Here is a 21411-nt window from a genome sequence, read left to right on the forward strand (position 1 = left end):
GAAAGGCTACAACGCTTAATATTTAAAATTAATGAAATAAAAAAAGGCTTATTCTTTAAAAGAGATAAGCCTTTATGGTATTGGGTTTTCTATTTATTTTTTAAGACTCGCTTTTTCAATGTCATTTTCCTGAACATCTAAAGCTTTCATAACTGCTTCCATATTGGAAATATCTACTCCTGAAGTCTCAGCAAACTCAGCAGGTACTACTACAACTCTTAACACTTGATCGTCTGTATAACTAGAATCCAAGCTTCCAAAATCTGCTGTTCCATCTAAAAAGATAAGAACATCGAAAAAGGTGTAGTCAAAATTGTATTGAAGGGCTTGCCCGTTTATATAATAAGTTTGAGGAAGTTGTCTAAAAACTTCAACCGGTTGTCCACCTGCGGTACCATCTTCTCCGGTTTTTAGATATACAAGAACAACATCCGATTCATAAACCTCTAAGCCAACATCGTTGAAATTCAAGGAAAGTTCGTAATTATTAGCCGCGCTAAAATCTCCTGTAACATCTACTACGCTACCAATTAGACCGTCTTCTCCCGGAGGACCTTGTGGTCCCGGATCTCCATCAGAACAAGAGGTTAGTGCGATAAATGAGAATAATGCTAATGTGATAATTTTTTTCATGGTTTAATGTTTTAAGTTATTTTTCAAATTCAATACTTGCGGAATTTACACAGTAACGCTGGCTAGAAGCTGTGGGACCATCATCAAACACGTGCCCTAAATGGCTTCCGCAGTTTGCACATAAAATTTCTGTACGTAACATTCCAAAACTTCTGTCTTGTATATATTCTACACTTCCCGGAATGGATTCATCAAAACTTGGCCAACCACATCCGCTTTCAAATTTAGTATTACTTTCAAATAATTTTGCATTACAGGCAGCACAGTGATATTCACCTTTATCGAAATGAAGATTATATTTTCCGGTGTGAGGAGCTTCCGTTCCCTTTTGTCTTAGAACTTTATACTGCTCAGGAGAAAGTTTTTCTTTCCATTCCTTATCAGATAGTTCTAAATTATATTTTTTCATAGCTAAATTATTTAGTCTTTGGAACGAATTTCATAGCAACTCCATTTATACAATGTCTTTTCCCAGTAGTCTCTTTTGGACCATCATCAAATACATGTCCTAAGTGACCACCACAATTTGCACAGTGAACTTCATCTCGAGAATAACCTAATTTAGAGTCAGATCCATAAGCTACTCCACCTTTTATAGCTCTGTCGAAACTTGGCCAACCTGTCCCGCTATCAAATTTATATTTTGTTTCATATACTTCATTTCCACATGCCGCACACACAAAGGTTCCAGGTGTTTTAATGTCATTTAATTCACTTGAAAAAGGTGGCTCTGTAGCTTCATTTATCATCACAGCATATTGTTCTGCCGTAAGACTGGCTTTCCATTCTGTATCAGTCTTTGAAACATTATATTTAGCAGAAGATTTAGTTTGATTTTTCTGAGCATTTCCGTTGCAACTAACAGCTATAACGACCAATAGGACTAAAAAGAATTTTTTCATCGGTATATTTTTCTCTAAAACTACAAAGATTATACCGTGATGAACGTTGTGATTTTGTTAATTACATGAGCATCTCCTAATATCTTTCTATGCCCTAAACCTTCGGTAATCAATAATGTTGAGTTTTTAAGTTTATCGGCAATCTCATATGCAGAACTTACATGCACATCTACATCATCTTCATCGTGCACTACCAGTGTTGGAATATTTACTTTTTCAGCAGATAAAGCTCCGGAGTAGGAATCCATATCTTCACCAAATTTAGAATCGAAGTAGGCTTTCATCTTATCGGCTACTTTTTCAGATAAGCCCATATTCCGGGCAAATTCTTTGGTAATGTGAGTAACGCTGTTGGCTGTGCCTATTATAACCAACTTTTTGATAGATAACCCGTCTTTAATGGCCTTAAGAATAGACATGCCACCTAAAGAATGCCCAATAGCAGCTTCAAAAGGACCATGTATCTCGTTTAAATGATGAATTGATTCAATAAAAAAAGGCATCATGCTTATCTTCCCATTAGCTTTTCCATGGGCAGGAGCATCAAAACTCACTACCGAATAGCCTTTTTCGATGAGCGCTTCTGCGATGTGAGCCATTTGGGTACCACGACCGCTCCAACCGTGGATTAACAGCACTTTTTTATTAGATGTCCCGTAGCTGTAGCTAACAATCTCCCTGTTAATGGATGGAACAATAATAGTTTTCTGAATTGAATTTTCATCCATTCTTTTCTCCCTTTTCGGAAGCTTATATTTATGAGGAGAAAGAAATAATCTGGCAGCAAATCTACTTGCAAGAAAAGGGGAGATCGCTGTTAAGATCTTCCCTGTGGTTAATATGTATTTTGGAGTTAACAATACCTGTACAGGTAATTTATTTTTGTGGTCTTTAGTCATATTATCATTAAAAGAGGGCAAGATAATAATATAGGAAAGATCGCAGGATAATTATTAGAACATCTTTTTATTTTGAGATTGGTATTATTTTTGAAAATTAACTTTTGTTAAAGCGAACTTAAACTAATTAAAGAGAAGGCTTCACTTTTGTACTTTTATCAAAAATAAACCAAAAATTATGAGAATTAAAAACTTACTTATAGTTGTATTTGCCGTTCTAACCTTAGTAAGCTGTAAGACGAATCCTTTTACGGGTGAGAAAAATTTGAATTTTGTCTCAAATGAACAGTTATTCCCGTCTGCCTTTGCTCAATATGATGAGTTTTTGTCGGAAAACAAAGTTGTTAAGAATACTGCTGAAGCTAATATGATAAAAAATGTGGGGCAAAAAATTGTTACCGCCTCAGAGAGATTTTTAAATGCTAATGGGTATCAGGGATATTTAAAAGATTTTGCATGGGAATTTAATCTGGTACAAGACGATGCCGTAAATGCTTGGGCGATGCCTGGAGGTAAAACTGTAGTATATACTGGAATACTTCCTATAGCTAAAGATGAAACCGGAATAGCAGTGGTAATGGCGCATGAGGTAGCTCACGCATTAGCTGATCATGGTGCACAACGTATGAGCGCTGCGCAATTACAACAATTAGGTGCTGTTGCAGGTAGTGTTGCGGTAAGTGGTAAGAGCGAGCAAACTCAGCAAATCTTTGCGCAGGCATATGGTCTTGGATCGCAATTAGGAGTGATGCTTCCTTTTAGTAGAAGTCATGAAACTGAAGCCGATAGAATTGGATTAACATTAATGGCAATTGCTGGATATAACCCAGATGAAGCTGCAGATCTTTGGAGAAGAATGGCTGCTCATAGCGATGGGCAAGCTCCACCTGAATTCTTAAGTACACACCCTTCTTCTGCAACAAGAATTAGTAATCTTACAAAATGGGCACCTGAAGCGAGAGCGGAAGCTGCTAAATATGGAGTGACTACATTTAAATAAGATATCAAGAAATAATAATTTTGAAAGCTGCTCAATTTGAGCAGCTTTTTCTATTTTTAAAAAATGAAAGATCTCCCTAAAGGAAGTAAGAAATTGTTAAATGCATGGGCATTTTACGATTGGGCCAATTCTGTTTACAGTTTAGTAATAACTTCCGCAATATTTCCCATTTTTTATGGTGCTGTTACTATCGTTAAGAATAATGATGGAGTTATTTTAGATGACACTGTTAATTTCCTTGGATTTAACTTTAATAATGATTCTCTTATCAGCTATGTTACTGCTGCTGCGTTTTTAGTGGTATCTATTTTTAGTCCGTTTTTATCGGGAATATCAGATTATGTGGGGAATAAAAAATCTTTTTTAAAGTTCTTCTGCTATTTGGGAGCTGTTTCTTGTATAGGATTGTTTTGGTTTAGCTTAGACTTCCTCTGGTTTGGTTTGCTTTGCTACTTCTTGGCGCTAATAGGTTTTTGGTCAAGTTTGGTGTTCTATAACTCCTATTTGCCGGATGTTGCTTTTCCTGATCAACAAGATAAAATAAGTGCTAAGGGATTTTCTATGGGCTATATAGGTAGTGTTATTCTTCTTCTTATCTGCCTGGTAATGATCATGAAATATGAGTGGTTCGGTTTTGAAGATGAAGGTTTACCGACTCGGCTTTCTTTTGTTTTAACCGGGATTTGGTGGATAAGCTTTAGCCAGTATACTTATTACTACTTACCCAAAGGTAATAAGAAACAAAAAATGACCAGAAATGTACTCTTTAACGGATTTAAAGAATTGAGGTCTATTTGGTATGCTTTAAAGCATCAAAAGCCTTTGTATAGATATTTAATTGCATTTTTTGTTTATAGTATGGGTGTGCAAACGGTTATGCTAATTGCTACTTATTTTGGAATAGAAGAACTGGATTGGGGAGAGCAAGACGCTACAACAGGTTTAATTGTAAGTATACTTTTAATTCAGTTGGTAGCCGTTGCCGGAGCGACACTTACTTCAAGGATTGCCGGCCGTATAGGGAATATTAAAACTTTGATAGGTCTTAATTTGTTTTGGATTGTAATATGCGTCTATGCTTACTTCATTACAACCCCTTTTGGTTTTTACATTGCGGCAGCGAGTGTAGGGCTTATAATGGGAGGGATTCAAGCGCTTTCCAGATCTACTTATTCAAAAATGCTTCCGGTGAGCACTCTTGACTCTGCTAGTTACTTTAGTTTTTACGATGTCTCTGAAAAAATAGGAATTGTAATAGGGATGCTTATGTATGGGGTAGTAGCGCAAGTAACGGGAAGCGTTAGAAATGCTATTCTCTTTTTAGTTGTCTTTTTTATATTAGGAGTTTTCCTGTTATTAAGAGTTCCTAAGGATAAATAATTGGAGAGTATTAAAAATAGAAAGGGCAACTAAATCAGTTTTAGTTGCCCTTTCTATTTTCTGCAATAAGTTTTAACCCTTAGAAACAGAACCTGAACCAGAAGTTTTAAAATCTTGCTTTTCAGGATTCCCTTTGTAAGTAATATCACCTGATCCCGATACACTAGCTTTAAGTTCCTGTGTCGCCATAATTTCAATATCGCCAGAACCTGTAACTGAAGCTTTCACGTCATTTGCGTTAAGATTAAATGCTTTGAAATCGCCAGAACCTTTAACTGAACATTTCAGTCTGTTAGTATCACCTTTAAAGGTGATGTCTCCAGAACCGGTTATACCACCAATTACAGTATCCGCTTTAAGATCGAGAGTTATATCTCCAGATCCCGTTACTTCTACCTGGAACTCTTGACTTTTAATAACATCAGTGTTCCAAATATCTCCAGAACCTGTTAATCGCACTGCTTCTATATCTTTAAAAGGTACGGTGATCTTAATAGACATATTTCTTGAGGCTTGCAAATTAACCCCTCTTTCGATAGCTATTTTAAGATTGCCCCCTTCTACCTGAGTGGTGATATATTCTATAAGGTTACTTTCTGCTTCTATTTTTAGGGTTCCCTCATTACCGGCTACCAATTCTACATCCATTGGTCCATAAACCGAAACTGCATTGTATTCTCCTACCGACCTGGTGGTTGAGGTAAGGTCCTTATTCCCTGTGATTCTTTTGGAGTTTCTCCATCCCTGTGCACAGGAAATATTTGTACTCAGAACTATTAAGCTGGCTAATAATAGTAGTTTTTTCATTGTAATGGTTTTTTTAAGTGTTGATTATTGTTGTCTGAAATTTATGTTAGCATAGCTGGAATTGATGCGAATATTACTTTTGTTGGAGCTGCTTAGGTGATATCCGGAATAGTTTTTTTCATTAGAGCTTTTATTTTGTTTTCTAATATCAAAATTATCCATTCCGCTAACACTACCATAGGAAGTATTCACAGCGAAATCGAAGGCATAATCAGTGGCATATCCAATCTTTACACCTGCATAATCACTTGCTATGGTTATATCTCCGGCACTTTTCATAATTTTGTCAATAGATACACTTCCATAATCTACATTCAGGTCTAGGGACTGATGCACTTGCCCGATCTTGGTGCTCAAATAATCTGCAGAACCTAATAGTTTTCTCACCTTATCTACAGTAAGACTTCCGTAGTCACAATTAAACTGAAGCAATTCAACTTTTCGAATTACACTAGTACTGTAATCGGCATTGATATCTAGAGATCTGGCATTTTCAATAGTGAATTCAGAATAATCGGAATTGATGATGGCTTTATTTATAGTTCCAAAATGGCTATTTCTCGAATAATCAAAATAAAGATAGTTGCTGTCTCCATTTAATTCACCTATATCAATTCTACCATAATCACAATTGATCTTAGAATTACCGTTCAGCTTATCGATAAATATGTTTCCGTAATCATTATTAAGGTCAAGATTATTGTTTACAGGTGCCTTGATAACATAATTCACTTCCATGTTCACATTAGAACTCTCACCAAATAGCAGATCCCAAAAGGAGTTATTGTTGGATTTTGGAAATTCTGTTCTCGCACTCACTTCAGATGAAGACTGATTGAATTTGATATTGATATCATTGAGTTTTTTAATCACCTTTTCTTCATCATTTCCATTTGTTTTGATAAAAACCTCAATTTTAATGGTGTTTTGATCCCATGTGGAAACATCAATATTGCCATAGCTATTACTTATTTTCATCAAAGTATTAGCATCTACAGTAAACTGTTTGGAGATCTTTTTTTCCTTCGTGTATTTTCCGTTCAACGATTTTGGATCTACATTATTAGAAAAAAGAAGGGCGGGGGAAAGTACTATTAGAAATAGTAGATTATATAAAGTTGTTTTCATTTTGTGTTGTTTTAAGACTGTTAATAGTATCTATACTTTGTATTACATTATTTAATAAATCAATTCGCTGTTGAAGATTGGAAACCATGGCAAAAATTACTCGCTTATCGTTTCCGCTTTTCACGAGGTCTTTTTTCAATTTCTCATACTCCACATCCAGTTTTTCCAGCTGAAGTTTTGCATCATTAATAATTGCAATAGTTTCTGGAGATTTTGCAGCATCCACTTTTTCTAATTCAGAATTGATAAGAGTGGTATAGAACTTTTGGGTTTCTTTCATCTCTGGAGAAACATTAGCGAGATCACCTGAGTTTGCCGAGATGTTCTGACTTATAATATTACCAAACATTAAAAAAGCGATAAGTGCACAGGCTGCAATAGCAGAAAAAGGAATCCAGAGGTTTCTAAGTTTACTTTTTGGTTTTTGCTTTTCTTGCTTTTTCTGCAGACGTTCTAAAAATCGTTCATTATGTCCTGCTGAAGGTTCAGCAAAATCTAGATCCAGATCTTTAAAGAATTCGTTTAAATTTTCAATTTTCATTTTCTAGTAATTTCGTACGTAACTGCTCTTTTGCTCTTGAAATAGTGGTTCTGCAATTGGCTGCGCTTATTTTTAATATTTCACAGATCTCATCATAATCGTAGCCTTCAATTAAATGTAAACTAAGAACGACTCTGTAATTTTCTTTTAAGTTCTTCATTACATGAATAACCTTTTGTACTTTAGAATTTGTAGCTTCTTCTTGTGGGTCAATTCCACCCGTATCTTCAGTTTCATTTCTAAATTCGTCGTTGTATGACACTTTTCTGTATTTAGATTCTTTTTTATAAGAATTGATACTTAGGTTGACCACAATCTTTTTTAACCATGCACCAAAAGTGGACTTTCCTTGAAAACTCTCAATTTTATTAAAGGCATTTATAAACGCTTCCTGCATGATATCTTCTGCCTCGGCAGTGTCGTTCACAATTCTTAGGGCAGTATTATACATAGCTTTATAGTATTTATTATATATTTCCAACTGAGCCCGTTGCTCACCATTGCGGCAACGTGCTATTAACTCTTCGGTATAAGTGATGGTTGGTGTCAAGTAATAATACCTTAAACTTCTACTATAAAGATACAGCTGATTTTAAATTGTTACAGTTTGGGCAAAAATAAATTAAGGTTAAATAGGTGGCATAAGAATTGAATGAATAGAAAGCATACTTACAATTACCCCAGAACCTCAGAGAAGTATGCGTGAATAGGAGGTTTATTAAACTTTATAAATAAAAAACTGCAGTGACAGTTTGACTTAAAATACGATATGGCTAAATCAAAATTAACAAATATTGACAGTTTGTCATTACAAGGAATAGATGAAGATGCTGAATTAATTCCATTAATGACGCCTGAAGATGAGGAAGAAATAAATAAAGAGGTACTCCCCGAGACCTTACCTATATTACCTTTAAGAAATACCGTTTTATTTCCAGGTGTAGTAATACCTATTACCGCAGGAAGAGATGCTTCTATCAAGCTAATTAATGATGCAAATAATGGTAATAAGGTTATAGGAGTTGTTTCTCAGAAAGATGAGGAAGTAGAAAACCCTACTACAAAAGATATCAATAAAACAGGTGTCGTAGCAAGGATTTTACGAGTTTTAAAAATGCCTGATGGTAATACTACTGTAATTATTCAAGGGAAAAAGCGCTTTGAGATAGTTGAGGTAACCCAGGAAAAGCCTTATTTTTCTGCTACCATTAAAGAAGTGCCTGAAGAACGTCCGGAACCGGACAATCAAGAATTTGGTGCAATTGTAGATTCTATTAAAGATCTGTCTTTACAAATTATTAAAGGAAGCCCTAATATTCCTTCAGAAGCTTCTTTTGCAATAAAGAATATTGAGAGTCCTTCTTTTCTTATAAATTTTGTTTCTTCTAATATGAACCTTACGGTTGAAGAGAAGCAGAAATTATTAGAAACCAATAACCTTAAGGATAGAGCACTGTCTACTTTGAAGTATATGAATATCGAATTTCAGAAATTAGAACTGAAAAACGATATCCAGTCGAAGGTGCAAAGTGATATGAGTCAGCAACAGCGGGAATATTTCTTACATCAACAAATGAAGACCATTCAGGAAGAATTGGGTGGAGTTTCTCAGGATGATGAATTAGAAGAAATGCGTGTTCGTGCCAAAAAGAAGAAATGGGACGAAAAGGTAAAGAAGCATTTTAATAAGGAATTATCAAAAATGCAACGAATGAATCCTCAGGTAGCTGAGTATTCTATTCAGCGTAACTATCTGGATCTGTTTTTGGACCTGCCTTGGGATGAATTCAGCAAAGATAAATTTGATCTGAAACGCGCTAAGAAAATATTAGATAGAGATCATTATGGTCTTGATGACGTAAAAGAGCGTATTATAGAATATCTAGCAGTACTTAAACTGCGAAATGATATGAAGTCTCCAATCCTGTGTTTGTACGGACCTCCCGGAGTTGGTAAAACCTCCTTAGGGAAATCTGTAGCAGAGGCACTGGGAAGAGAATATGTTAGAATTTCACTAGGTGGATTAAGAGATGAGGCTGAAATTAGAGGGCATAGAAAAACCTATATTGGGGCAATGCCCGGTAGAATTATTCAAAGTCTAAAAAAAGCTGGTACCAGTAATCCGGTATTCGTTCTTGATGAAATTGACAAACTTACAAGTGGACATAGTGGAGATCCATCTTCAGCATTATTAGAGGTATTAGATCCTGAACAAAACAGCGAATTTCATGATAACTTTCTGGAAATGGGCTTCGATCTTTCAAAAGTGATGTTCATAGCAACAGCAAATAGTTTGAACACTATTCAGCCTGCACTTAGAGATAGAATGGAAATAATAAATGTTACCGGTTATACTATTGAAGAGAAGGTAGAAATAGCCAAACAGCATTTGCTACCAAAACAGCTGGAAGAGCATGGTCTTACTAAGGAGCATATAAAAATAGGGAAAGCCCAGTTGGAAAAGATCGTAGAAGGGTATACTAGAGAATCTGGAGTACGTGGTTTAGAGAAGCAAATTGCAAAAATGGTGCGTTATGCTGCTAAAAACATTGCGATGGAAGAAGAGTATAATGTGAAGATTAGCAATGAAGATGTTGTGAAAATTCTTGGTAGCCCGAGGATGGAACGTGATAAGTATGAAAATAATGAAACTGCCGGAGTGGTTACAGGTTTAGCCTGGACACAAGTTGGTGGGGATATTCTTTTTATTGAATCTATTCTTTCTAAAGGAAAAGGAAATCTTAATATTACCGGGAATTTAGGAAAGGTGATGAAGGAATCTGCCACCATTGCTATGGAATTTATAAAATCGAATGCCAATACTTTAGGACTGGATCCTGGAATATTTGAGAAATATAATGTACATATTCACGTGCCGGAAGGAGCTACTCCTAAAGATGGACCAAGTGCGGGAATCACCATGTTAACCTCTTTAGTTTCTTTATTCACCCAGAGAAAGGTGAAGAAAAGCATAGCGATGACTGGGGAAATTACTTTGAGAGGTAAAGTTTTACCGGTTGGAGGAATTAAAGAGAAAATTCTTGCAGCGAAGAGAGCACGAATAAAAGAGATCATTCTTTGCGAAGAAAACAAACGTGATATCGAAGAGATTAAAGAAGAATATCTAAAAGGTCTTACTTTTCATTACGTAAAAGATATGTCGGAAGTGCTGGAACATGCACTTACTGACGAAAAAGTCAAAAACGCAAAGACGCTTTAAACTAAAATTGAACCCCGATGATGTCGGGGTTTTATTTTTATAAATACTTCATATAAGATTTGTTTAATTTTGTGACTTTAAAAAATTATAGGAATTAAGCAGTAACTACTGAAATCAATATTTTTAATGAGTAAAAAAATAACAATTGCTATAGATGGATTTTCATCAACCGGAAAAAGCACTGTGGCCAAACAACTTGCAAAGGAGTTGCACTACGTATATGTAGATACCGGCGCAATGTATAGAGCAGTAACCTTGTATGCCATGCGTCATGGATTAATAAATAAAACTTCTGTTAAGAAAGTGGAATTAATTAATCAGCTCCCTAATATTTCCATAAGTTTTGTTTTTGATAAAGCTCTTGGGTTTGCAGCGGTGTATTTAAACGATGAGAATGTTGAAGATGAAGTACGAACATTAGAAGTTTCTCAATTTGTAAGTAAAATTGCAGCGATCTCGGAAGTGAGGGAGAAATTGGTGTTACAGCAACAAAAGATGGGAAGTGAGAAAGGTGTGGTGATGGATGGAAGAGATATAGGTACGGTGGTATTTCCCGATGCCGAGCTAAAATTATTTATGACGGCCTCTGCAGAAGAAAGAGCCAAAAGACGATATATGGAGCTTAAGCAAAAAGAGCAGGAGGTTAGTTATGATGATGTCCTGAAGAACGTTCAGGAAAGAGATCATCTTGATACAACTAGAGAGGATTCGCCATTAGTAAAAGCAGAAGATGCCATAGAAATTGATAATTCTTCACTTACTATCGACGAACAATTTCAGAAGATATTAGAACTTTCACTAGAGGTGATTGCATTAAAGAACTAAAATCAAAATAAATGTGCATTTATTTTGATTTTAGTTCTTTGATTTTCAAAAAAATAAATTGTATTTTTGCACTCCTTTTCAGATAAAGCAATGGAAATAGAAAAGGGCTGAAAATCAAATATATAATCACTTCTGTGTTTTAATTATCTGAAATTTCCTAAAAAGAGCATAGAATACAAATTTTACATCAGCAATGGCTGAAGAAACTAAAAATCAAGAAGTTCAAGCGAACTCTGAATCTCAAAAAGCAGCTCCGTCTGCACAACAGGTTAACCCTGAACAATTCTTAGCAGACTTTAATTGGCACAACTACCAGGAAGGAATAGATCCTGTAGATGATGAGAAATTAGAAGAGTTCGAGAAATTGGTAGCTGAGAATTTCGTAGATACCTTGGACGATGAAGTTGTAACAGGAAAAGTAATTAATATTACAGATCGTGATGCAATTATCGACATTAACGCGAAGAGTGAAGGAGTTATTTCTTTAAACGAATTCCGTTACAACCCAGAGCTTAAAGTAGGTGATGAGGTAGAAGTATTAATTGATGTACGTGAAGATGCTACAGGACAATTAGTGCTTTCTCACCGTAAAGCCCGTGTTATCATGGCTTGGGATCGCGTGAACAAAGCTCACGATGAAAGCTTAATAGTAAATGGTTTCGTTAAATGTCGTACTAAAGGTGGTATGATCGTAGACGTATTTGGAATTGAGGCATTCTTGCCAGGATCTCAAATTGACGTGAAGCCTATTAGAGACTACGATGCTTACGTTGGTAAGACAATGGAATTCAAAGTTGTGAAAATCAACCATGAATTCAAAAACGTTGTTGTATCTCACAAAGCGCTTATTGAAGCTGATATTGAAGAGCAGAAAAAAGAGATCATTGGTCAATTAGAAAAAGGTCAGGTACTAGAAGGTACTGTTAAAAACATTACTTCTTACGGAGTATTTGTTGATCTTGGAGGAGTTGATGGATTGGTACACATTACAGACCTTTCTTGGTCTCGTATCAACCACCCTAATGAGATCGTTGAATTGGATCAAAAACTTAATGTTGTTATTCTTGACTTCGATGAAGCTAAAACAAGAATTCAATTAGGATTGAAACAATTGCACAAACACCCATGGGAAGCTTTAGATCAAGATCTTAAAGTTGGAGATAAAGTAAAAGGTAAAGTAGTTGTTATTGCAGACTACGGTGCATTTATTGAAGTTGCTGAAGGTGTTGAAGGTCTTATCCACGTTTCTGAAATGTCTTGGAGCACGCACTTGCGTTCTGCACAGGATTTCGTGAAAGTAGGGGATGAGGTTGAAGCTGAGATCTTAACCTTAGATCGTGATGACCGTAAAATGTCATTAGGTATCAAACAATTATCTCAAGATCCATGGACTGATATTACTTCTAAATACCCTGTAGGTTCTAAACACACAGGAATTGTGCGTAACTTCACTAACTTTGGTGTATTCGTAGAATTAGAAGAAGGAATTGATGGTTTAATCTATATCTCTGATCTTTCTTGGACTAAGAAAATCAAACATCCATCTGAGTTTACTAACGTAGGTGATAAATTGGAAGTTGTAGTATTAGAATTAGATGTTGAAGGACGTAAATTAAGTTTAGGTCACAAGCAAACTGAATCTAATCCTTGGGATAAGTATGAAACTGAATTTGCTGTAGGTACAACTCATACTGCAGAGATTTCTGAATTGGTTGACAAAGGTGCTACTATCGAGTTTAACGAAGATATTACTGCATTTGTTCCTACCCGTCACCTTGAAAAAGAAGATGGTAAGAAATTGAAAGCTGGAGAGTCTGCAGAATTCCAAATAATCGAATTCAATAAAGAATTCAAACGTGTGGTTGCTTCTCATACAGCTATCCACAAAGAAGAAGAGCAACAAATTGTTAAGCAAGCTGTGAAAAAAGCAGCTTCGCAAAGCAGTGAAAAAACCACTATTGGTGATGTGAATGCTGAACTTCAAGCGTTGAAAGACAAAATGGAAGGAAAATAATATTTCCCTCTACCCTTAGGTAGAAATTCATTTATCTTAAATAGAATCCCTTCTTAGTTCGCTAAGAAGGGATTTTTATTTTCTGAAAAATAAAATTGTAAAGGAGATAACAAGATTTTATTACACAGTTTTTTCTAAATTTATGATTAGAAACAGCTCTTATGAAAATAATTAAACTTATTGCCATTGCACTATTGGTAGCACTGGTTATTCTTCAATTCTTTCAACCTGAAAAGAATATCTCAAAAATTGTCCCTAAAACCGATATAGTAGCTCTTACCCAAATGCCGGAATCTGTGGCGGCAACTTTGCATACAGCATGTTATGACTGTCATTCCAACAACACCAACTATCCGTGGTACAATAATATAGCACCTTTATCTTACTGGATGGATGAACATGTAAAAGATGGGAAAAAGCATCTTAATTTCTCACATTGGGGAAATTACAGCTTAAAGAAACAACTCCATAAGCTAGAAGAAACCGTAGAAGAGATTAATGAAGGAAAAATGCCCTTAGACTCTTATGTTTGGATACATAATGAAGCCAAATTAACAGCCTTACAAAAGGAAGAAATTGAGCAATGGGTAGCAGAATACACTTCACTAAATCAAATTGAAGAATAGCAGCAGTACATTGTTGTATGAATGTAAAAAGCTTTATTGCAATCTCCAATAAAGCTTTTTTTGATTTTAACAAGTAGTTGGTATTACTTCCTTCAAACAAAAAAAAATCCTATTTTTGCTTAACTAACATCAGTATTTAATATTATGAGCCAAAAAATGTTGCTTAATTCAAAGGAAATCAACATTATTCTTCATCGTTTGGCTTGCCAGTTAATTGAAAATCATCCCGGTTTTGAAGATACTGTTATTATTGGTATTCAACCTCGTGGTGTATATCTAGCAGAGAGGATTTTAAATATTCTAAAAGTTGAATATGGGCTTGATGCAATCCCTTTTGGTCAATTGGACATCACTTTTTATAGAGACGACTTTAGAAGAAGCTCTAAACCTTTAGAAGCCAATAAAACCAAGATAGATTTTATTGTTGAAGATAAAAAAGTGATATTGGTGGATGATGTATTGTATACCGGAAGAAGTATTCGATCTGCTTTAACTGCCATTCAGTCTTTCGGAAGGCCTAAGGAAATTGAATTACTTACACTAATAGATAGAAGATTTAGCAGGCATTTACCAATTCAACCCGATTATAATGGGAGGCAGGTAGATGCAATAAATGATGAAAAAGTAAAAGTGCACTGGAAAGAAAATCAAGAGGAGGACGCAGTGTACTTGATATCAAAATAATAAAATTTCATGAGTGAACTAAGTGTAGACCACTTATTGGGAATAAAATATCTGAAACCTGAAGATATTGACCTGATCTTTAAAACTGCCGATCATTTTAAGGAAGTGATCAATAGGCCAATTAAAAAAGTGCCTTCGTTAAGGGATATTACCATTGCTAATTTGTTTTTTGAGAACAGTACAAGGACAAGGCTTTCTTTTGAGCTTGCAGAGAAACGCCTGAGTGCCGATGTTATTAATTTTTCCTCTGCTTCTTCATCAGTTAAGAAAGGGGAAACCCTTATAGATACTGTAAACAACATCCTTGCAATGAAAGTGGATATGGTAGTGATGAGGCATCCTAATCCCGGTGCGGGAATATTTCTTTCAAAACATGTTGATGCAAGTATCGTAAACGCTGGAGATGGTACACATGAGCATCCCACCCAGGCTCTTTTAGATTCTTATTCCATTCGTGAAAGACTAGGAGAGGTGAAAGGCAAAAAAATCGTAATTGTAGGAGATATTATGCATAGCAGGGTTGCCTTATCAAATATCTTTGCATTAAAGCTTCAGGGAGCTGAAGTTAAAGTCTGTGGACCCAAAACTCTAATTCCAAAGCATATTGAATCTTTAGGGGTGAAAGTTGAGACCAACCTTATAAAAGCTCTTGAATGGTGTGATGTGGCAAATATGCTCCGTGTTCAAAATGAACGAATGGAGATAAGTTATTTTCCTTCCACTAGAGAATATACCCAGCAATTTGGCTTGAATAAAAAGATATTAGATTCTCTTAATAAAGAAATAGTAGTAATGCACCCCGGCCCAATTAATAGGGGAGTGGAAATTACCAGTGATGTAGCCGATTCTAACCAGGCAATTATTTTAGACCAGGTGCAAAACGGAGTTGCTATAAGAATGGCTGTTATTTACTTGCTGGCTTCTAAAATTAATAGATAATCAATCTCACATAATTATAATATGAAGATTACAAAGAAAGATAATTATATCGTCCTTGAGGATGCTAAAAATAATATTCAAGGTTTTGCCGAATATCTAGATGTAAATCGTGCTACCCTAAAGGATGATAATTTAGTTATTAACTTACTTTCGTACACCAACTTAGAATTGCCGGATTTACTTCAGTTTTTGGAGATATCCAACACACACCGTAGCAGCAAGAAATCTTTCGTGATAGTTAACGATGCTATTAATATAGATGTGGTTCCAGATGAACTAATAGTGGTTCCTACATTATTAGAAGCTCAGGATATTGTAAATATGGAAGAACTTGAAAGAGAGTTAGGGTTTTAGTTTCTTATGATAAATCCTGAGTATTATATATAGGCTTCAAAAATAAATTCAATAATGAAACTCACCATTTTAGGGTGTTATGCCGCTACGCCAAGAACATTTACAAACCCTACGGCACAGGTCCTAGAAATTAATAATCATTTGTTTCTTATTGATTGTGGAGAGGGAACTCAAGTAGAACTACGCAGAAATAAGGTTAAATTTTCCAAGATCAAACATATCTTTATTTCTCATTTACATGGTGACCATTTCTATGGTCTCGTTGGTTTGATATCCACGTTTCGGTTACTTAATAGGGAATCGGAGTTGCATGTTTACGGACCTAAAGGAATTAAAGAGATTATTACTTTGCAGCTTAAATTATCCAATTCATGGACTAACTATCCTCTTTATTTCCATGAATTAACGGAAAAAGAGCCTCAGCTTATATTTGAAGATGCGAAAGTAACAGTAGAAACCATACCTTTAAATCACCGAGTATATACCAACGGATTTATATTTAGAGAAAAACCCGGGTTGAGAAAATTACTGATTAATGAAGCTCAAAACTATGGAATTGATGTAGCTCTGTATCAAAGCGTAAAAATGGGCAAAGATGTAATTTCTAACGAGGGAGAATTAATTCCAAATTATTTGGTTACAGCACCTCCAGACCCACCTAAAAGTTATGCATTTTGCAGTGACACTGCGTACAGTCCTGCTATTGTCCCACAAATAAAGAATGTCACGGTCCTGTATCACGAGAGTACTTTTTTAGAAGAGCATAAACATCTTGCCGCTCCTACAAAACACAGTACTGCTATAGAAGCCGCGACTCTCGCAAAAGAAGCAAATGTGGGAACTTTAATTTTAGGACATTATTCTACCAGATATAGTGATATTGAGTTGTTTAGAAAAGAGGCCAACACCATTTTTCAGAAAGTGGAATTAGCCGATGACGGAAGGAATTTTACTTTTAAATAAGTGTCGTTCGTCGATTATTTTATTTTATAAAATAGATTATGTAAGTATTAAGCTACAAATAGTGTTAAAATTGACACATAATCGATTAAATCCGTAGTTTATCGTGCTTTTAATCGATTATTTTAATTATTTTGGCTAAGCCAAATTTAATTAACCTGCTTATGCTTACTTCTACTAAACAACTTTGCATTGCGCTTTTATGCGTTTTTACTTTTGCTTCCTGCTCTCAAGACAGTGAAATTCCTGAAGATACGGTTGCTTTACAAACTGCTGAACTTGGAGATAATGTTCCTTACAGTGCGTTAGAGTCAGAAATTCTAATTGAGGTAAACAAATATCGAGCGTCAAAAGGTTTATCGTCATTATCTACTGTTGATAATATTACTTTTGAAGCTGAAGGGCATACCGATTACATGGCTAGCAACGAGATTGTAAATCATGATAATTTTGAAAAGAGATATCAGAATCTTGTAAAAGAGATTGGTGCTCGTGCAATGAGCGAGAATGTTGCTTTCGGTTATAGAAATGCTAAATCTGTTGTGGAGGCCTGGATAGCTAGTGAAGGTCACCGTGTTAATATAGAAGGTAACTATACGCATTTTGGAATTGCGGTAGAAAAAGATAAAGATGGTAGGAATTATTTTACAAATATTTTTGTTAGAAGATAAATCATAGTTACATATAAAATAAAAAACTCCCCACTTTTACGAGTGGGGAGTTTTTTATAAACACTTCTTTAGAAGTGTAGGTTCTTATAATATATGTCTTATTTCATACTAACTACTTTGAACATCGATCTTCTGTTTAATTGATGCTGAACTTCATTACATCGCTTACAATCTACTGCAAGCATTGTTTCTCCGTAGCCTTTGTAAGTAGAAATTCTGTTAGCTGATATGCCTTTAGATATTAAATATTCATAGGTAGCATTAGCTCTTCTAAGTGCCAATGCCTCATTATATTCATTACTACCTCTAATATCGGTATGAGAGCTAATTTCAAGCACCAATTGTGGATATTTATTCTGCATTAAATCAACTAGTTTATTTAACTCTGTTTGTGCGTCAGCCCGAATATTTGATTTGTCAAAGTCGAAATAGATATTATTTATCTCAGCAAGATATTCTACATCTTGAACCGGCTCTAATTGAATGTTATATATAATTTCCTCTACATCATTCGTATTAAAAGTGTTTACAATTCCACTTTTTTCTTGATATTCAATATGTTTGGCTTCAATAGGATATTTGATGTTTCTATTGATATCTGTTTGATAATTTCCATCTTTATCGGTTTCTAAAAAAGCGACTTGTTCTTTCTTTTCATCAAATAAACGAATTGTAGCATTGGGAATAGGAGCATTATTAATAATGTCGGTTACCTGGCCTTTTAACTTTAAAGCTTTAAGCCGTGTGAAATTATATATATCATCACTTCCCACACCGCCTTCTCTATTAGAAGAAAAGTAGCCTGTATTATCATTGCTTTTCTTGAAGAAAGCGAAATCGTCCATATTACTATTAACAGGAGTCCCTAGGTTTTCTATTGTTTTTAATAGATCATCGATATCTGTTTTAAAAATATCCATCAAGCCTAAACCGGGGTGACCATTTGATGAAAAATATAAAATGTTATCTGCGGTTAAAAATGGAAATGTTTCATCTTGTTTGGTATTTATATGTGGTCCAAGATTAACTGGTTTTCCATAGGTGTTATTTTCAAAAATTGGCACTTTATAAATATCTGTTCCGCCAAAACCGTTAGGAATATCTGATGCGTAGTAGAGGGTTTTATTATCTGGTGAAAGGCTAGGATGTCCTACAGAATAATTATCATTGTTGAAAGGCAACTCCACAATATCTTCCCATTTACCATCAATATTAGTGGCTCTGTAAATTTTAAGATTGTTGGTTTCATTAACATCTCGCTTACCCTCTTTCTTGTTCAAATAGTTATTTCGGTTGAAATATAAATATTTCCCGTCCTTAGTAATAGCTATTGGTCCATCATGTAAAACACTATTTACATCTCCCTTTAAAGAATAGATATCTTTATTTGGTAGGGAGGTAGTGTAGATGTCTAGGAAAGGTTCTCCATTCCAGGAATATATTTTCTTTCTTTTTGAAATACCATCATCCCTAGCAGACACGAAAAAAACCACACTATCCTTTTCAAAAGCTCCAAAATCGCTTTTTTCGGAATTAAAATGCACATTTGAAATAGTATAATTGTCTTTTAGAATCATTTTAGAAATATCCCCGTTTAGAATTTCATTTAATTCTTTGGTATTTCCTTTAGACTCCTGATATTTTTTTAACCATGTTTTTGATTCATCATATCTTTTGACCCCTCTTAAGGCCTGGGCATATTTATAATAATATTCCGGGGAAATACTTGGTTGATCAACAACATCTGCGTAATATAGAACTGCCGCGTCAGGTCTTCTCAGTTTCACATAACTATCGGCAATTTGCCTTTTATTATAATCTGCGTTAAAGTCATTATCAATGAGTTCCTGATATACTTTTACCGCCTCCACATAAGCGAGGTTTTCAAATAACTTATCAGCCTTTCGTTGCTTAGCGTTTTGTGCATTTAGCATAAAACTGTTTCCAACTATAAGAAGGATAAATATGTAGTAATGATTCTTCATAACAGTTTTATTTAAATTAGAAAAATCTTGGAGATTTGTATCGGGTATTTCTTGATTTCAATTCATATATAAGAATTACCTCATGCGATCCTGAAGTGTAAGGTCGTAGGTCTGAAATGGTATACTCGTATGCATAACCAATTCTTAAAGGTTCAAAGATCTGAAAATCAACAAAGGCTCCAATGGCATCATCAAATCGATAGGTTGCACCCAAGTATAATTTTTCATCATAAATTAAAGTCCCCGAAATATCAACAGATAGGGGAGCCCCTTTTGTAGCTTTTGCTAATGCAGTTGGGCGTAATTTCCAGTCTGGATTCAAGTCAAATACATACCCTGCAGTAAGGTAATAATGTACTTGTTCTAAAGCTACATAATTATTGAATTCATTATTATCATTATTGATTAGTTTAGGTGCAGATAGGCCTATGTACCAATCCTGTGCCGATAGATATACCCCGGCTCCCACATTGGGTGTCCAGTTATTAAATTTATCTCGAAAGAATGGATCTTCAAGAATAGATGGATCATTCAAAAGTTCTTCATCTAGGTCATAATAACTAAATCCACCTTTTAAACCGAAAGACAAGGTTGTTACTGCATCAACATTAATGGTATATGAAAAATCACTATAGATGTAAGTATAGTTCTCATAACCTGTTTTATCGTTTATAACCGAAAGTCCTAATCCAATCTTTTCATTACGTAAAGGTGTGTTAATTGAAAGGGTTTGAGTACGGGGTGCCCCGTCTAATCCTACCCACTGGTTACGGTTTAAGGCCGTGATGGATAATGCACCTCTCGATCCGGCGTACGCTGGATTTATTGAAATGGTGTTATACATATATTGGGTGAATTGTGGTAATTGCTGAGCCTGAACAAAGGTTAAGCCAACAAAAAATATTGAAATAAGAAGGTATATTTTTTTCATTTTTCTTACGCTTTATTTTGTTCCTAAATAGATGTAGCCCTGAATAGGTTCTATGTTTCCTTCATTTACCTCTAAGATGTAGTAGTAGGTACCTGATGGTAATTGATTAGAACTGGTTACTGAACGATTTGAGAAACCATCCCATTTATTTTTATAATTTTTGGTTTCATAAACCATTGCACCCCATCGGTTAAAAATTTGAAGATTAAAAGTGAAACCACATTCTGAATCTATGTCTACTTCGAAGTAATCATTTATAAAATCTCCATTTGGTGTAACCACTTTTGATACACTATCCTTAATTTCATCAATACTACATGGTAACACGATACAGTTAATAATTTCTATTGTTACAGATGTGATACTTGGACAATTTCCTCCAACAATGTAATTAAAGGTGTAGTTTCCTAAACTTAATTTGCTAGGGTCTATCATATTTCCAAATAGGGCACCAGTGTTATCTGGATCTTCCCAAATTCCTGATGTATCATATTCACCCAGTAATAATTCATCTAGGTTATAAGGGTCGTCGGTTAAACATAAATCTACAGAATCAGTTTCTATTTCTACAGCTGCCGGTTGATTTAAAATTGCTAAAGTAATTTCAGAAGTTATTCCATCGGTTGTTTGAGCAGTTACAGAATAAGTTCCCGGTTCAAGATTTGTAAATACTCCGCTTTCTTGATAATTAACTCCATTGATGCTATACAATAATCCGGTTACAGTTTCAACAGTTATAGTACCTGTGGGATTCTCACACGTAGGTTGAGTTATTGATATTGTAGGCTGTGCAGGTGGTGTATCATTGATTGGATTCACAGTAATGGTTACTGTAGCCGTATCTGTCCCTCCATTTCCATCTTCAATCGTATAGTTGAACGTGTCAATTCCGTTGAAGTTAGGATTCGGAGT

The 21411-nt window shown here is 35.0% G+C and carries 22 protein-coding genes; 11 read left to right on the forward strand and 11 right to left on the reverse strand.

Annotated features, from left to right (window positions below; all coding sequences use genetic code 11):
* Positions 1-93: 93 nt before the first annotated feature.
* From L1I30_RS14105 to L1I30_RS14120, 4 genes are read right to left on the reverse strand one after another with little or no spacing between them, the layout of a single operon-like run.
* A complete protein-coding gene (locus L1I30_RS14105; protein ID WP_236134950.1) occupies positions 94-633 on the reverse strand; it encodes a collagen-like protein in 540 nt (179 codons plus the stop codon).
* A 16-nt stretch (positions 634-649) separates the two neighbouring features.
* Positions 650-1042 carry a peptide-methionine (R)-S-oxide reductase MsrB gene (gene msrB, locus L1I30_RS14110; protein ID WP_236134951.1) on the reverse strand — a complete coding sequence of 131 codons (393 nt, stop codon included), beginning with the start codon at positions 1040-1042 and terminating at the stop codon, positions 650-652.
* Between the two features lie 7 nt (positions 1043-1049).
* Positions 1050-1535, reverse strand: coding sequence for a peptide-methionine (R)-S-oxide reductase MsrB (gene msrB / locus L1I30_RS14115; protein WP_236134952.1), 486 nt, complete (start codon positions 1533-1535; stop codon positions 1050-1052).
* Positions 1536-1564: 29 nt separating this feature from the next.
* On the reverse strand, positions 1565-2434 hold the full coding sequence (locus L1I30_RS14120; RefSeq protein ID WP_236134953.1) for an alpha/beta hydrolase: 870 nt from the start codon (positions 2432-2434) through the stop codon (positions 1565-1567).
* Positions 2435-2612: 178 nt separating this feature from the next.
* Between L1I30_RS14120 and L1I30_RS14125 the strand changes: the two genes are divergently transcribed.
* Positions 2613-3434 carry a M48 family metallopeptidase gene (locus tag L1I30_RS14125; protein WP_236134954.1) on the forward strand — a complete coding sequence of 274 codons (822 nt, stop codon included), beginning with the start codon at positions 2613-2615 and terminating at the stop codon, positions 3432-3434.
* Positions 3435-3497: 63 nt separating this feature from the next.
* The gene (locus tag L1I30_RS14130; protein ID WP_236134955.1) at positions 3498-4814 is read left to right on the forward strand and encodes an MFS transporter; all 1317 of its coding nucleotides are present in this window, start codon (positions 3498-3500) and stop codon (positions 4812-4814) included.
* 72 nt (positions 4815-4886) lie between these two features.
* On the opposite strand, the gene L1I30_RS14135 is transcribed toward L1I30_RS14130, so the two are convergent.
* From L1I30_RS14135 to L1I30_RS14150, 4 genes are read right to left on the reverse strand one after another with little or no spacing between them, the layout of a single operon-like run.
* Positions 4887-5621 carry a head GIN domain-containing protein gene (locus L1I30_RS14135; protein WP_236134956.1) on the reverse strand — a complete coding sequence of 245 codons (735 nt, stop codon included), beginning with the start codon at positions 5619-5621 and terminating at the stop codon, positions 4887-4889.
* 24 nt (positions 5622-5645) lie between these two features.
* Positions 5646-6749, reverse strand: coding sequence for a hypothetical protein (locus L1I30_RS14140; protein WP_236134957.1), 1104 nt, complete (start codon positions 6747-6749; stop codon positions 5646-5648).
* Complete coding sequence (locus L1I30_RS14145; RefSeq protein WP_236134958.1) at positions 6730-7290, reverse strand: DUF4179 domain-containing protein; 561 nt, start codon at positions 7288-7290, stop codon at positions 6730-6732. The genes L1I30_RS14140 and L1I30_RS14145 overlap by 20 nt, the downstream gene beginning before the upstream one ends.
* Complete coding sequence (locus L1I30_RS14150) at positions 7280-7840, reverse strand: RNA polymerase sigma factor (protein ID WP_236134959.1); 561 nt, start codon at positions 7838-7840, stop codon at positions 7280-7282. Before L1I30_RS14150 ends, L1I30_RS14145 begins: the two co-directional genes overlap by 11 nt.
* A 219-nt stretch (positions 7841-8059) precedes the next feature.
* On the opposite strand from L1I30_RS14150, the gene lon reads away from it, so the two are divergent.
* From lon to L1I30_RS14195, 9 genes are all read left to right on the forward strand, one after another.
* A complete protein-coding gene (gene lon / locus L1I30_RS14155; protein ID WP_236134960.1) occupies positions 8060-10510 on the forward strand; it encodes an endopeptidase La in 2451 nt (816 codons plus the stop codon).
* A 126-nt stretch (positions 10511-10636) separates the two neighbouring features.
* Positions 10637-11335: a (d)CMP kinase gene (gene cmk / locus L1I30_RS14160; protein ID WP_236134961.1), complete on the forward strand. Its 699-nt coding sequence runs from the start codon at positions 10637-10639 to the stop codon at positions 11333-11335.
* A 193-nt stretch (positions 11336-11528) separates the two neighbouring features.
* Complete coding sequence (gene rpsA / locus L1I30_RS14165; protein WP_236134962.1) at positions 11529-13349, forward strand: 30S ribosomal protein S1; 1821 nt, start codon at positions 11529-11531, stop codon at positions 13347-13349.
* A 161-nt stretch (positions 13350-13510) separates the two neighbouring features.
* Entirely contained in the window at positions 13511-13975 is a 465-nt protein-coding gene (locus L1I30_RS14170) for a heme-binding domain-containing protein (protein ID WP_236134963.1), read from the forward strand.
* Positions 13976-14119: 144 nt separating this feature from the next.
* Complete coding sequence (pyrR, locus tag L1I30_RS14175) at positions 14120-14659, forward strand: bifunctional pyr operon transcriptional regulator/uracil phosphoribosyltransferase PyrR (protein WP_236134964.1); 540 nt, start codon at positions 14120-14122, stop codon at positions 14657-14659.
* Positions 14660-14668: 9 nt separating this feature from the next.
* Positions 14669-15598, forward strand: a complete 930-nt coding sequence (locus L1I30_RS14180; RefSeq protein ID WP_236134965.1) for an aspartate carbamoyltransferase catalytic subunit — start codon at positions 14669-14671, stop codon at positions 15596-15598.
* Between the two features lie 21 nt (positions 15599-15619).
* Entirely contained in the window at positions 15620-15952 is a 333-nt protein-coding gene (locus L1I30_RS14185; protein WP_236134966.1) for a ribonuclease Z, read from the forward strand.
* Between the two features lie 54 nt (positions 15953-16006).
* Complete coding sequence (locus tag L1I30_RS14190; RefSeq protein WP_236134967.1) at positions 16007-16915, forward strand: ribonuclease Z; 909 nt, start codon at positions 16007-16009, stop codon at positions 16913-16915.
* A 161-nt stretch (positions 16916-17076) separates the two neighbouring features.
* The gene (locus L1I30_RS14195) at positions 17077-17583 is read left to right on the forward strand and encodes a CAP domain-containing protein (protein ID WP_236134968.1); all 507 of its coding nucleotides are present in this window, start codon (positions 17077-17079) and stop codon (positions 17581-17583) included.
* A gap of 98 nt (positions 17584-17681) precedes the next feature.
* Here L1I30_RS14195 and L1I30_RS14200 read toward each other — a convergent pair whose 3' ends face one another.
* The 3 genes from L1I30_RS14200 to L1I30_RS14210 all read right to left on the reverse strand — a co-directional run.
* Positions 17682-19568, reverse strand: coding sequence for an OmpA family protein (locus tag L1I30_RS14200; RefSeq protein ID WP_236134969.1), 1887 nt, complete (start codon positions 19566-19568; stop codon positions 17682-17684).
* Between the two features lie 16 nt (positions 19569-19584).
* On the reverse strand, positions 19585-20499 hold the full coding sequence (locus tag L1I30_RS14205) for a PorP/SprF family type IX secretion system membrane protein (protein ID WP_236134970.1): 915 nt from the start codon (positions 20497-20499) through the stop codon (positions 19585-19587).
* Between the two features lie 12 nt (positions 20500-20511).
* Positions 20512-21411 (reverse strand): T9SS type B sorting domain-containing protein (locus L1I30_RS14210; RefSeq protein ID WP_236134971.1); only part of this gene is annotated, 900 nt, incomplete at its 5' end.

The organism is Gillisia lutea, from assembly GCF_021568705.1.
GTDB classification, from domain to species: domain Bacteria; phylum Bacteroidota; class Bacteroidia; order Flavobacteriales; family Flavobacteriaceae; genus Gillisia; species Gillisia lutea.